13 protein-coding genes and 1 pseudogene are annotated in these 12,172 nt (G+C 68.6%); 3 read left to right on the forward strand and 11 right to left on the reverse strand.

Annotated elements, in window-relative coordinates:
• Positions 1-62: 62 nt before the first annotated feature.
• From ACLHRZ_RS24320 to ACLHRZ_RS24345, 6 genes are all read right to left on the reverse strand, one after another.
• Positions 63-830 (reverse strand): maleylpyruvate isomerase family mycothiol-dependent enzyme, encoded by a 768-nt coding sequence (locus ACLHRZ_RS24320; protein ID WP_490420618.1) that lies wholly within the window; start codon positions 828-830, stop codon positions 63-65.
• An 80-nt stretch (positions 831-910) separates the two neighbouring features.
• On the reverse strand, positions 911-2,119 hold the full coding sequence (locus tag ACLHRZ_RS24325) for a cytochrome P450 (protein WP_490420619.1): 1,209 nt from the start codon (positions 2,117-2,119) through the stop codon (positions 911-913).
• A 46-nt stretch (positions 2,120-2,165) separates the two neighbouring features.
• On the reverse strand, positions 2,166-3,377 hold the full coding sequence (locus ACLHRZ_RS24330) for a cytochrome P450 family protein (protein WP_490420620.1): 1,212 nt from the start codon (positions 3,375-3,377) through the stop codon (positions 2,166-2,168).
• A gap of 133 nt (positions 3,378-3,510) precedes the next feature.
• The gene (locus tag ACLHRZ_RS24335) at positions 3,511-5,028 is read right to left on the reverse strand and encodes an MFS transporter (protein WP_490420621.1); all 1,518 of its coding nucleotides are present in this window, start codon (positions 5,026-5,028) and stop codon (positions 3,511-3,513) included.
• A gap of 159 nt (positions 5,029-5,187) precedes the next feature.
• Positions 5,188-6,438, reverse strand: coding sequence for a phophatidylserine decarboxylase associated domain-containing protein (locus tag ACLHRZ_RS24340; protein ID WP_490420622.1), 1,251 nt, complete (start codon positions 6,436-6,438; stop codon positions 5,188-5,190).
• Positions 6,439-6,563: 125 nt separating this feature from the next.
• Positions 6,564-7,370 (reverse strand): protein kinase, encoded by an 807-nt coding sequence (locus ACLHRZ_RS24345; RefSeq protein WP_490420623.1) that lies wholly within the window; start codon positions 7,368-7,370, stop codon positions 6,564-6,566.
• 549 nt (positions 7,371-7,919) lie between these two features.
• Here ACLHRZ_RS24345 and ACLHRZ_RS24350 point away from each other — a divergent pair.
• Entirely contained in the window at positions 7,920-8,279 is a 360-nt protein-coding gene (locus ACLHRZ_RS24350) for a hypothetical protein (protein WP_490420624.1), read from the forward strand.
• Between the two features lie 17 nt (positions 8,280-8,296).
• On the opposite strand, the pseudogene ACLHRZ_RS24355 reads toward ACLHRZ_RS24350, so the two are convergent.
• The 4 genes and pseudogenes from ACLHRZ_RS24355 to ACLHRZ_RS24370 form a co-directional block, all read right to left on the reverse strand.
• Positions 8,297-8,389, reverse strand: a pseudogene (locus tag ACLHRZ_RS24355) (NUDIX hydrolase); the annotation flags it as partial.
• A 341-nt stretch (positions 8,390-8,730) separates the two neighbouring features.
• Positions 8,731-8,955, reverse strand: coding sequence for a DUF7848 domain-containing protein (locus ACLHRZ_RS24360; RefSeq protein ID WP_490420625.1), 225 nt, complete (start codon positions 8,953-8,955; stop codon positions 8,731-8,733).
• Positions 8,940-9,131 (reverse strand): hypothetical protein, encoded by a 192-nt coding sequence (locus ACLHRZ_RS24365; protein WP_490420626.1) that lies wholly within the window; start codon positions 9,129-9,131, stop codon positions 8,940-8,942. Before ACLHRZ_RS24365 ends, ACLHRZ_RS24360 begins: the two co-directional genes overlap by 16 nt.
• Before the next feature lie 17 nt (positions 9,132-9,148).
• Positions 9,149-9,340, reverse strand: coding sequence for a hypothetical protein (locus ACLHRZ_RS24370; protein ID WP_490420627.1), 192 nt, complete (start codon positions 9,338-9,340; stop codon positions 9,149-9,151).
• A gap of 222 nt (positions 9,341-9,562) precedes the next feature.
• Here ACLHRZ_RS24370 and ACLHRZ_RS24375 point away from each other — a divergent pair, with 222 nt between their 5' ends.
• Both ACLHRZ_RS24375 and ACLHRZ_RS24380 read left to right on the forward strand, forming a co-directional pair.
• Entirely contained in the window at positions 9,563-10,843 is a 1,281-nt protein-coding gene (locus ACLHRZ_RS24375; RefSeq protein WP_490420628.1) for a helix-turn-helix domain-containing protein, read from the forward strand.
• A gap of 15 nt (positions 10,844-10,858) precedes the next feature.
• Positions 10,859-11,332, forward strand: coding sequence for a hypothetical protein (locus tag ACLHRZ_RS24380; protein WP_490420629.1), 474 nt, complete (start codon positions 10,859-10,861; stop codon positions 11,330-11,332).
• Positions 11,333-11,686: 354 nt separating this feature from the next.
• Here the strand turns inward: ACLHRZ_RS24380 and ACLHRZ_RS24385 are convergent, their stop codons facing one another.
• Positions 11,687-11,989, reverse strand: coding sequence for a hypothetical protein (locus tag ACLHRZ_RS24385; RefSeq protein WP_490420630.1), 303 nt, complete (start codon positions 11,987-11,989; stop codon positions 11,687-11,689).
• Positions 11,990-12,172 lie beyond the last annotated feature (183 nt).

The raw sequence follows: 12,172 nt of genomic DNA on the forward strand, positions 1-12,172 counted from the left end.
GCGCCCCGAAAGGGGCGCGGGGAACTGCGCGACCAGCCACAGCCGACCCGCAGCCGACGCACTCAGAACGCCGAGTTGGCGACCCACCGCTCCAGCAGATCCCGGTCCCCCCGCACCGCGAAGGCCTCCGCATCGCGGTCGAGGCGGCCGTACACGAGCAGCAGCAGATCGGCCGCGCGTCCCTCGACCGAGGCAGAGGCGTCGGAGGAGCCCGCGGCGGCGCCCCGCTCGACCCCGAAGCCGTCCGGTCGCAGGCGGACCAGCCAGTCACCGCCGGTGTCGGTGCACCGGAAACGAATCGTTTCGCCGTCGCCGCGGAGATCGGCCACCTTGGGCGCGAAGAACGCGGCGAAGGGCAGGTTGACCAGGAACTCGTCCACGCCGTCGGCCGCCAGATCGGGGTCGATCTCCGGCCGGAGGCCGAGGGCGAGTTCCGCGTCGACGCGGTGCACCAGGGTCTCGAAGAGCATGCGGCGCACCCAGAACCGGGCGTGCTGGTCGGCGCCCCACGCCCACATCGGGGCGTCCATGTCGGTGACGGCGAAGGCACCGGCGGCCTCGGCCGCGCTGTCGGCCAGCCAGTCGGGGAAGCCGCCCTCGTCCGCCGGCAGCCGCAGGTCCACCTCGCGGCTGCGCGGCGGCTCCTGGACGAGCCGGCGCAGCAGGACGGAGAACCAGCGCTGCACGCTGCCCGTGTGCCGGACGAGGTCGGTCAGCGTCCAGCCGGGGCAGCCGGGCACCGCGGTCGCCCGGTCGGCGTCCCGGACCAGGTCCACGAACCTGGCGCTCTCCGCCGCGATGGCGTCCCGGTGGGTGGCAGGGTTGGTCATGCTTCCGCTCTCCTGGTCGTCGCGGGGCCCGGCACCGGACGGCCGGGTGTCCCACCGCGCATCTTCTCACCAGCGTCTTGTCACCAGACGACCGGAATCCCCGCCGGCATGATCGCCATCCGGTCGGGGTGCCAGGGCACCTCCTCCAGCGGCACCGCCAGGCGGATGCCGGGCAGCCGGTCGAGCAGGACGCGGAAGGCGGTCTCGGACTGCCGGCGGACCAGGTGGGCACCGGGGCAGTGGTGGCGTCCGTAGCCGAAGCGCAGGTGCGGGTTGGGGGAGCGGGCGGGGTCGAAGGCGGCGGGGTCGGTGAAGGCGGCGGGGTCGTAGTTGGTGGCGTCCAGCTGGAGCAGGATGAGATCGCCCTGCTGCACGGCCGTGGTGCCGATCTTGGCGTCCTCGGTGACGAAGCGGGGGATGGCGTTGCCCAGGACGACGCTGTGGCGCAGCAGTTCCTCCACGCACTGCGGCAGGGTCTCCGGCCGGGCGCGTACGGCGTCCATCGTCTCGGGGTGCTGGAGGAGGTTGACCGCCGCGACGCCGAGGAAGCTAGCGAAGTCCTCGTAACCGCTGACGAACAGGACGGAGACGATGTTCGACAGCTGCTTGTCGGTCAGTCCCTTTCCGTGTTCGTTGAGTCCGTTGAGGTCGGCGAGGCGGTCGACGAGGCCGCGCGGCTGCCCGGGACGGCGGGCGGCCATGTAGTCGTGCATGTAGACGCGGATCTCCTCCCAGTTGCGGGCGAGTTCCTCGTTGGTGGGGGTCACCATGGTCAGGTCGAGGTCGGCCCGTTCCGCGAGCCACTCGTGGTCCTCGAAGGGCAGCCCGAGGAGGCGGCACATGCACTGGGCGGCGACCCATTCCGCGAAGTGGTGCTGCAGGTCGCCGGGACTGCCCTGTCGGACCATGGCGTCCAGGCCCTCACAGGTGACCTCGGCGACCCAGTCGGCGGGCAGCTCGGGTTGGTTGCGGCCGAGCGCCTGGAGGACTTCGTCGCGCAGCCCGGCCTGCTGGAGGTGGTTCATGGCGTCGAGCAGTTCGGGGGCCAGGATCGGGGTGTCCTGGCCGGGCGCGTCGGGGTCGCCCAGGACGGACCGGGCGAACTTCCGGTCGCGCAGCACGTGCTGGGCCGGCTCGTAGCCGGTGACGAGCCAGGCCTCGCCGCCGGAGTTGGTGCTGACCCTGGCGACGGGACAGCGGCCCTGCAGTTCGGCGAGTTCGGGGGCGAGGCGGTCGCCGTCGGTGCTGAAGGGGTAGCGCGGCAGCTCGTCGCGGTGCGGTGCGGTCACGGTGTCGGGCCTTTCCGTTCGGGTCGTGGGCGGTCGGGGAGGTGCGTCACCAGCGCACCGGCAGCCGGGCGGGGGCCCGCAGGGGTGTGGTCTCGTCCCAGGGGATCGTCTCCGCCGGGACGGCCAGCGCGATGCCGGGAAGCCGCTCCAGCAGCACCTCGATGGTGATGGCGAGTTGCATCCTGGTGAGGTGTCCGCCGGTGCAGGCATGCGGCCCGTGGCCGAAGGCGATGTGCGCGTTGGGGGTGCGGGTCAGGTCCAGCCGGTCGGGGTCGGTGAACGCGGCGGGGTCGCGGTTGGCGGAGGCGGGCACCGGGATGACCGCATCCCCGGCCCGGATGTGCTGCCCGTGCAGGGTGAAGTCCTCTTGCGCGACCAGGATGTTGATGGCGTTCATCAGCGGGACGTGGCGCAGCAGTTCCTCCACCGCGGTGGCCGTCCGCTGGGGCGCGTCGCGCAGCTCGCGCAACTGACCGGGGTGGGTGAGCAGGGTGAACAGCGCGTTGCCGGTGTGCTGGATGTTGGTCTTGTAGCCGGCCATCAGCATGGTGACGACGAAGCTGACCACGTCGTCCCGGGTCAGTTCGCTGCCCGGGCGGTGGCTCTCCGCCAGCAGGAGGTGGATGTAGTCCTCGCCCTCGCCCTCCTTCTCCTTGCGGGAGACGAGATCCTCGCCGTAGTCCTGCAGCGCGTACAGGGCCGCCAGCACCTCGTCCTGCGACAGTCCGGCGGCGCTGAGCAGGGTGAGGGTGTGCGGCAGGTAGATCTCGCGGTCCTCGTGCGGCAGCCCGGTCGTCTCGCACAGCACGCGCAGCGGCAGCGGTTCGACGTAGGCGGCGACCAGGTCGGCGGTGCCGTCCTCCGCCGACTCGACCATGGCGTCGAGCAGTTCCCCGGCCATGGCCCGGATGCGGGGCGCCATGAACTCCAGACGGCGCCGGCCGAAGAGCGGCAGCACGGTGCGCCGTACCCGCTCGTGGTGCGCGCCGGTCATCTCCAGGAAGGTGGGCAGGCACGGCGGGGGAGCGTCGGGACCCTCGCTGGGCGGCCAGGCGGAGAGCAGCGGACGGATGAGACGGGGGTCGGCGAAGGCGGCCCGGGCGTCCTCGTAGCGGCTGAGCAGCCAGCCCGTCTCCCCATTGGGTAACTGGGCCTTGACCACCGGCTGTTCGGCACGTAACCGGGCGTAGCCGCACGGCGGGCCGGCGGTGCCGGGCTCGACGGCCGGGACCGGGACGAGTTCCTCGGGGCTGTTCATGGGGTGGGGTGCTCCGTTCCGGGAGGCGAGGGGGAGAGGGAGAGGGCTAGGGGCCTTTTCAGGACTTATCGGCAACAGTCAGGCTATGAAGGGTCGTTCGGCTGAACGAGATTGGACGTTTCCCCTCTGCCTGTCAACCATCAACATCATTTACGGCCAGTCGGCTTGCGGCGGTTTGAGCCTTGCTGCCGGGGAGCAGGAAGGAGGCCAGGAGCGTGACCGCGAGCAGCCCGGCCTCCGCGCCCAGCGTGATCTTCATAGCGCTTGCGTAGCCGAGTGCGCCGGCGGTGGCCCGGCCGCCGAGCCCCGAGAAGAAGACCGTGCCCAGCACGGCACTGCCCAGCGCGCTGCCGAACTGCTGCACCGCCGTCAGCGTCCCGGCGGCCGAACCCGTCTCGTGCGGCTCCACGGCCGCCAGCACCGTCTGGAAGAACGGGCCCATCACCAGCCCCATCCCCGCCCCGACGACCACCAGCGCCGGAGCGCCCTGCCACACCGTGACCCCGGTGCCGACCGACCGCAGCGTGCAGGCGAACACGCCGGTGCCGAGCGCCATCACCACGACACCGGTCTGCACCAGCGCGCGCCCGAACCTGCTCAGCATCCCCCGGCCGTCCAGCACCTGCACCACCGCGAATCCGATGACGGTACCGGCCGACCACGGCAGCACGGCCAGACCGGCCTTCAGCGGCGAAGCCCCCAGCCCCGACTGGAAGTAGAGACTGAGCGCCAGCGAGAATCCGGCCACCGCCGCGAACAGCGCGGCACCGGTCACCAGTCCGCCCGAGAAGGCCCTCTTGCGGAACAGCCCCGGCACCACCAACGGGTCGCCGCCGGCGCGTGACACGCGCTTCTCGTACCAGCCGAAGACCCCGAACAGGGCCACTCCGGCCGCCATCGACACGAACGCCCACAACGGCCAGCCCTGTTCGCGTCCCTGCACCAGGGGCAGCACGACCGGCAGCGCGGCGGCCGAGGCCAGCGCGGCACCCACCAGGTCCAGCCCGGCCGTGGCCGTCGGACCCGACGGCGGCAGGAACCGCCACCCGCCGGCCAGCGCGAGCAGCCCGAGCGGCAGGTTGACCAGGAAGACCATGCGCCAGCCGGCCCCGAACCAGTCGGCGCCCACCAGCCAGCCGGCCAGAACCGGACCGCCCACATAGGACAGCCCCATCACCGGCCCGTACATCCCCATGGCCTTGCCGAGTTCCCGGCCGCGGAACATCTCCTTGATCATGCCGAGCCCCTGCGGGATCATCACCGCCCCGAACAGCCCCTGCAGCCCCCGTGATGCGATCAGGAACCCCGGCGACACGGCCACCGCGCACAGCAGCGAAGCGACCGTGAACCCCGACGCGCCGAGCAGGAACGCCCGTCGGCGCCCCACCACGTCCCCCAGCCGCCCGCCGGTGATCAGCCCGACCGCCATGGCGAGCGCGTAGGCGGCCCCCAGCCACTGCGTGACACCGGCCCCGCCGCCCAGGTCGGCACGGATCGACGGCGCGGCGATGGCGGCCACCAGGGAGTCGAGCATGTCCATCGCCTCGCCGGCGAGGATCACCCACAGCGCGGCCCAGCGCCACCGGTAGGGCGGTGGCGGCTCGGGTGCAGGGATGGACAGGGGCAGGTCATCGGTTCGGGAGTCGGACATGGAGATGATCATGCCCAGGAGCCCGGTAAGTGAGGCGGGAACGGCGGTGGTTGGCGGGAAGTGAGCCTTCGGGCGGCAGATTGGGACGTGGAGGCGTCAGTGCGTGTCCGGTGGGCCGGTGGCGACTCACCGGACACGCCATCGGCGGACGGGACTGCCCTACTTGGCCCGGGCGATCGCCGAGTTGACGAAGATCGGAGCGCCATCGTCCGTCACCGCGCCCGGGGCACCGGTCGGCACGGTGAACTCGACCTTGTTCGGCTCGAAGACCAGGCACATGCTGGAGCCGCCGAACTGGAAGTATCCGAGCTCTTCGCCCTTCTTGACCTGGCGGCCCTCGGCGGCGGTGATCGTGATCGAGGAGACCTCGCTGATGCCGACGGGCACGAGACAGACCATGCCGCCCTGGGGCGCGCTGCTCTCGATGAACACCAGACCACGGGTGCTGGTCGCCGCGGCGCCGACCGGATCGGCCGCGCCGAACACCACGCCGGGCACGGTCTCCACGTGCCTGACCACACCGTCGACAGGAGAGTGCCAGCGGTGGTAGCCCATGGCGGGCAGGACCATCTGGAAGACGTCCCCGCCCACGAACCGGTCGGTGTAGGTGCTGTTGTTGTTCAGCAGGTCCGTCAGTGCGTAGGTCTGTCCCTTCAAGGAGATCCCGGCGGCCTTCCGGACGTTGCGTTCGCGCCTGACCACGATGCCGTCGCCGGGCGCGACGACGGCCTTGGCGTCGGTGGCGAGCGGGCGGGCCGCCGGCTTGATCTTGCGGTGGAAGAAGTCGTTGAAGGACGCGAAGCCCCAGTATTCCGCGGTGCGGTCGGGGATCACGTAGTCGGTGAGCTTGTTCTGCTCGACGGCGTGCGGGGACAGCCAGCCGTTGCCGGCCTCGGTCAGGACGTAGCGGCTGGCGGGGCTGTCCAGGAACACGCACCACGCCTTGAGGATCTGTTGCAGCGCCGCGTTGAAGACCGGAATCTGCAAGACCTTCGTCCCCGCCGGAGTCGGGGACAGGCCGGCAAACAGGGCGGACAGCGGGAAGAGGATCCGCTCGTCAGGGTTGGCACGGTATTCGGGCGCGGTCGTGACGATCTCGTCCAGGCACTTCAGCAAGTGATCGGTGCCACGGATCCGTTGGAGCGCCTTGGGGAGCTGGTCGAAGGCCGTGGTCACGAGGGCCTGGACGATCTTGTCGGCCTGGAGTAATTGCCCGAGGGCCGCCACGGAGGGGCTGAGCTCGTCCTTGCGGTCCTGGGCGCGCTCCGCCAGGTCCGCCAGCCAGGAGGACACGGCCTGACGGTTCTTCGGCAGGTAGCCTGCGGCCCGTCCGAACGACGTGGCGTAAGCCGTGTCGAGTGCCGCCTGGGTGAAGTCACCGAGCATGCGCATTCCCTTGGCCGTCGCCATCCACTGCGGATTTCGCAGGCCAGTGAACCGCGTCGTACGTCACATCGCTGATGCAAGGGCGCAAACAGGCCTGCTCGGCAGTAGTGCTTCGGGGAGGGCCCGTGTGTGACCGTCGGGGCGACTTTCTACGCCCCGACGATGCCTCGGTGGTCCGCCCACGCCTGGGCGGCTTCCTCCAGGGCCTTGAGCCACGCCTGATCAGGACGCTGTTCGGCGAGGACACGATGCATTCGCAGATCAGCCGCAGCGAACGCGTCAATCGCCGCAGGAGCAGCGTTCGACCATGCCGTGCAGTCGGAGGCCCAGGACTCTGCGGACTCGGGGCTGTGGCCGGCGGAGATCAGCTGCACAACGAAGATTGCTGGGTCAATGAAGCCGGCGCCGTACGTGGGCCATGACCAGTCGATCAGCCATGCGCCCGCTGGTCCTGTCACCAGGTTGGACGGGTTGATGTCGGTGTGCAGCAGGGCGTCACCGCGGAGAAGCGGCAGATCGTCTTCGTTGCTGACGTACTCGTCCCACCGGTTCTCCGGCCAGTCCCGTGCGACGTTGGGCAAGGGCAGGCTTGCCGCGCGGTTGAGAAGGTCAACGGCGAGTGGGAGATCCGGTGAGCCCGGCTTGAAGTCCAGGCCGCGTTCTTCGATGACTTCGAAGCCGAGGATGATCCATCCGGCGTCGTCCTCATCAACGCTCCACAGCACGGAAGGCGAGAGAGGCTGTACGTAGGGGTTGATCGCCCGCTCCCGGAGGATGGAGCCCTTCCGCCCCCCGGGGTTGTTGAACATCGCCTTGGCGAAGAACTGCCCCTTCTCGGTGTCGATGATCGCAGCGAAGTCAGTGGTGAACCCATGCCTGGGTGCATGCACTTGAGCAACTTCGCCAGTGTGGGGCCGGATCAGCTCTCGAAAGTGCTCGTCGGGTAGTTCAGTCAAGGCTGTTCCTTTCGGACGCTTTTAGACCCTGGGTTGGCACGTGGTTGGCGTTCCCGGCCGGCACGTATCGCTGTCGGTCCTCGGGTCGCACGGGTTCTTCGGGACGCAGTCAGGACCGCACGGCTTGCTCTGGCCGCCGCCCTTGCCCTTGCCGCCACCGCCCTTGTCCTTGCCCCACCCCCAGACCTCCCGGAGGGAGTCAACGGCATCCGACAGGTAGCAGTGCGTGCATTCGAGCTGGCACTTCCGTGTCACGTCCAGCCACAGGAACTGAGTGGTGGTCTGCTCGGCGGGTAACGCTGCTGTCGCCATGCTGGTGCCCTTTCACCCATTGACCTGGATCAACGTGGGGGTCTCCCCGGCGTCGTCGTGCACGCGCTGACACGCCCAGCCGTCCTCCGCCGTCCCGTCAGACGGCCGGGCGGAAGTCTGATTGCGAGGGGCTACCTGCGCTTGCAGTTGCCGCAGTAGTTCTGTCCCGGCTGGGGGTTGATGATCGGCCCATTGCAAGCCATGCAGCTACCGATCAAGACGCAGGGCGGAGTGGGAATGTTGATCAAGGCTCTTCCTCTTCAGATCCTGGGGGTGAGCCCGCCGGTCGGCAGCCCAACTCTTCGCGGCCGACCGGCGGACGCCTTTGGGCTACGCGTCGGTGGGCTCACCGAGAAGAAGCAGCGGCACCCGCATCCCGTGCTCCGACGCGGCGACGGCCGCACGAACGCGTCGCTCCTGGTAGGGCATGGCATGGGTGTCGAGCCGGTCGAGCGGCACCCACCTGAGACCGAACAGCTCGCCGGCTGCACTGTCGGGACGGCCGCCGCGGACGCTTCCTTGTCGGTCAACGTGCCTGCGTCGCACACCACGTTGAAGCCTTCGGCCGCCCCTGTCTCCGGGTTGGCGGGCACTTGATCGAGCGCGACGAAGTGCGTGAGCGCGAGCCGTAACCCGGTTTCCTCGGCCAGCTCCTGCGCAGCAGCGTCCGCGATGGTCTCGCCCTGGTGGGCGCCCCCGCCGGGCAGCTGTCAGCCGTCCTTGTACGTGGGCTTGACCAGCAGCACACGGCCGGACTGGTCACGCACCAGGACCACGGCCCCGATACGTCGTCCGGGCGGGGAGGCAGGATCAATATCGGCGTGCGCCATCTTGCGCCCTCCGTTCGTTGTAGTTGTGGTGTCCCGCCCGGCCGTCTTCCGCGTCCCGTAAGACGGCCGGACGGGGGCCTAGAAGTGGTGCGAGCCTCCGTGGACGGCGAGCCAGAGGACGACGCCGCACAGAGCCAGGACCAAGCAGCCGACTGACAAGCCCAAGCCGATCTCGGCCGCCTTCCGGTTCCGATGAGCCCTCCCGCGCCTTTGCCGGCTCACGGCTGCTCCCTCCGGAGCACGACCGCTACGCCGTCGCAGACCATGCGGAACGACTTGTGCCCGGAGGCTGCCGTGTGCTTCATGCAGGCGTCCTGCACGGGTTCGGGCTCCGATGCGCCGGTCGTCTTCCATGAACACCCCAGGCAACGGCTGCCGTACATCAACGAGTCCAAGGCGGTACGGATCTCGTACTCCACGAGTCGGATCACGGCGCGGGGCACGGCGACGGCTCCGGTACCGGGTGAACGTGACGGATGTGGATCGTCAGCGCCACGTCGTACCGCCTCGCGGTGACGGCGTCGCCGCTGTCGGAAGCCGCGTCCCGTTTGCGGATCAGCCGGGCACACTCCTGGCAGGTCACCATGCGCACCGACCCTTGGGCGGACGAGTGCGGCATGGACACAACGGGACAGGTCAGCATGACGACGCCCCCGGGTACGGCTCCTCCACGATGTACGCGCCGGCCCGGAAGATGCGGCGGTCACTGTTGTTGCTCACCGCGTATGCCTGGTCCTCCTCGGCCTCGGCTGCCGACAGCTGGACCGACGCGTCCGGCCTGCCCTGGCCGGCACGGTGCTGAGGACAACGGCAGGCGGGGTACTGCATGGTCCCCGGGGGGAGGTCGGGACCGTCATGCTCCTCGCCCAAACCGGTCTGGCACCCGCCCCGTACGGACCGAAATCTCTCCAGACATGTGGCGGCTTCCATCGCTCGCTCATCCCCTTGAGGTCGCTGGTTCCTTACGGACAGCCAACGCTTGGCTGGGGCCCTGGGTGAATCACTGATGCAGCACCCGCATGCGGATATGCACGCAGCGGGTACGGACTCGTGGCAACGTTGGTTGGTGCTCGTACCGTTGGAGGGAGAACGTTGGACTGGCAGACGCCGGCCATCAAGGACGCCAGCAGGGCCGGGGACTACGGCAAGGTCATCGAGCTAGTCCGGAAGCACGCCCGCATGACACAGCGACAGTTGGGCGAGGCATGCGGTCTATCCCAGTCAGCCGTCTCGCGGTTGGAAAGGCGGGGACCCGGCTCATACGGCACCGAGATCCTGGTAGCCGTGGCTGGGCGCCTGGAGATCCCACCCCAGGTTGTTGGACTTGCGGACAGGCCCGGGTTACGAGACGGATCAGATCGAGTGGAACGACGTGGATTCCTAGGGAGCATCGCCGCCGTAGCGGCCTCGCCCCTTCTCAATGCTCTCATTGAACCGGAAGGCGCTGCAGGCCAAGCGGCGGCGCTCCGTGTAAATACCGCGGCGTACCGCAGACTGGACAGCTATACGCCGTCACGGCACCTCTCGGATGCCGTCGAGTCTCATATCCGGTTGATCCAGAACATCACCCGCGACACGGAACACAGGGAAGTTCGAAGCCGGCTTGCAGCAGTCGCCAGTGAAGCTGCGAGCTTTGCAGGCTGGCTCGCGTGGGATATGGGTGACCACGGCTCGGCTCGGCGTTGGTACGGCTCGGCGATCCGGGCCGCCCGTGCTGCGGGGGACCCGCTGCTGGCCGCTTATCAGGCGGGCAGCCACGCGCAGTTCGAAGCACACGTGGGCAACGGCGCGGAGGCACTTAACCTTTCGCGTGACGCCCGGCGATATCTGAGCAGCGCACCGTTAGCAGTGGCCGATGCGTGGTTGTCTTCGGTAGAAGCTCTGGCACATGCGACGAATGGTGATCAGCGCAACACTGACCGGGCAATTACCCGCAGTCGGGAAGTTGCGGAGAAGCTGAGCACCGAGGAGCCTCCGCCGTGGCCGTGGGTCTTCCACTTCGACGTCGCGAAGGCCACGGCCTGCCGTATCACCTGTGGAGCCAGGCTGGGCCTGTCGGAGTGGGTGTTCGTTGGCGACACGGAGGCTCTGACCACAGAGAACCCCAAGCAGCGGGCCCTCACAGTGCTGGACTTGGCGGCCGGCCACCTCGCGGCGGGAAGGGTTGAGGCGGCCTTTGCTCTCGCCTCCCGGGCTGTCGACACGGGTTTGCAGTACCGTTCTGGCCGGATCGTGGAGCGGGCCCGTACGGTGCGTCGCTCACTGGTCTTGGCGTCGCCGCCCAAGGTGGTGCGCGACTTCGACGAGCGTCTCCATGGCGTATACCTGTAAGGAGGGGACCAGCCTATGCGGGTGGGGATCACAGGTCACCGGGGCCTGAGTCAGGATGTGGAGAATCGGGTACGGGGAATGCTTCAACAGGCGGTCGGGCAGTACCCTGCGGCGGAATTGACTGGCATCTCCTGCATTGCCGACGGCCCTGACTCTTGGTTTGCGGAGGCAGTACTTGCCGAGGGTGGGCGCCTGGAAGTAGTTGTTCCTGCAGAGCAGTATCGTGGCGGCCTGCCTGAAGCCCATTGGCCGGTGTACGACAAGCTCATGCGTCAGGCATCTGAAATCCACAGGACCGAGTTGTCTACTTCCGATCCCCACGCACACATGGCCGGGAGCGAGATCCTGGTGGGTCTGGCAGACGAACTGCTCGCGGTATGGGATGGAAACCCCGCGTGGGGATACGGCGGTACCGCGGATGTTGTTGCCTACGCTGAACGAAACGGAGTTCCGGTAACCGTTCTGTGGCCTGACGGCGCAACACGTTGAAGGGGAACTTCAGCCGAAGGCCTCTGACGGCTCAACTTGCCGTCAGAGGCTTTTATTGACCTCGCTTGAAATAGGGAGACAGTCACCTATCCTATGGAGGGCGTATATAACACCCGACATAAATAATGTAGGCGTCATGGGCCCCCTCTCGTGACGTCGACCGTGAGAACGTGACCAGGAACACCCCTGATTCGTCTCTCGGTTTGTTAGTTCGGCGCCGAACGGCACCTGCAGCCGCCCGAAACGGCCCCAGGGAGCCCCGAGCCAGCCGTGCGGCAGCTCATCAACCCCCCTATCCCTTGGGCATCTGCGTGTCCGCGCTGTCGATGTGGTCGGCCGCGATCAGCGGCACGGTCACGGTGGCATCCCGCGGCAACGACAGGCCCGTCCCGCCGTGGTCCGCCATCGTGGACGCCTGTCATGGGGACGGCCCTTGCGGTCGGTCCAGCCGCGTTCTTGCACCATCGCGTGCCGCACGCAGGCGTCCGCCTCGATGACGACTTGGCCGTACCAGCCGGCCCAGTCCAGGGCAAGATCCGCCTTGATGCTGCGACGGACCGCGTTCCAGTGCTCCTTGGCCGGGCGGCGCGGCTGCAGGGCATCTGCAACGGCGAACTCGGCAAGCTTCCCGGTGTGCAGCGCGATCAGGTCGCGCATCTCGGGGGGAGAGGAAGAAGCCGCGCCTCTACCCGGGCGTCAGCCACAGGGCGAACCGGGTCATCTCGCCACCCACCACGCACGGATGCGGACATGACGTAGGGATCCGTGATCCACCGACCCGGCTCGTCGGCGTCCTCGAACCTCCGGCCAAGCCGCACTTCAACATCGGCCACGGAGACC

The organism is Streptomyces sp. AM25, assembly GCF_058146165.1.

Bases quoted from the DNA above. Each gene is read 5' to 3' on its own strand.
- ACLHRZ_RS24350 (WP_490420624.1), top strand. From the start codon at position 7,920: ATGTTGATCAAGGCTCTTCCTCTTCAGATCCTGGGGGTGAGCCCGCCG.
- ACLHRZ_RS24335 (WP_490420621.1), bottom strand. From the start codon at position 5,028: ATGTCCGACTCCCGAACCGATGACCTGCCCCTGTCCATCCCTGCACCC.
- ACLHRZ_RS24385 (WP_490420630.1), bottom strand. From the start codon at position 11,989: ATGCGCGACCTGATCGCGCTGCACACCGGGAAGCTTGCCGAGTTCGCC.
- ACLHRZ_RS24330 (WP_490420620.1), bottom strand. From the start codon at position 3,377: ATGAACAGCCCCGAGGAACTCGTCCCGGTCCCGGCCGTCGAGCCCGGC.
- ACLHRZ_RS24380 (WP_490420629.1), top strand. From the start codon at position 10,859: ATGCGGGTGGGGATCACAGGTCACCGGGGCCTGAGTCAGGATGTGGAG.
- ACLHRZ_RS24370 (WP_490420627.1), bottom strand. From the start codon at position 9,340: ATGCAGTACCCCGCCTGCCGTTGTCCTCAGCACCGTGCCGGCCAGGGC.
- ACLHRZ_RS24340 (WP_490420622.1), bottom strand. From the start codon at position 6,438: ATGGCGACGGCCAAGGGAATGCGCATGCTCGGTGACTTCACCCAGGCG.
- ACLHRZ_RS24320 (WP_490420618.1), bottom strand. From the start codon at position 830: ATGACCAACCCTGCCACCCACCGGGACGCCATCGCGGCGGAGAGCGCC.
- ACLHRZ_RS24365 (WP_490420626.1), bottom strand. From the start codon at position 9,131: ATGCCGCACTCGTCCGCCCAAGGGTCGGTGCGCATGGTGACCTGCCAG.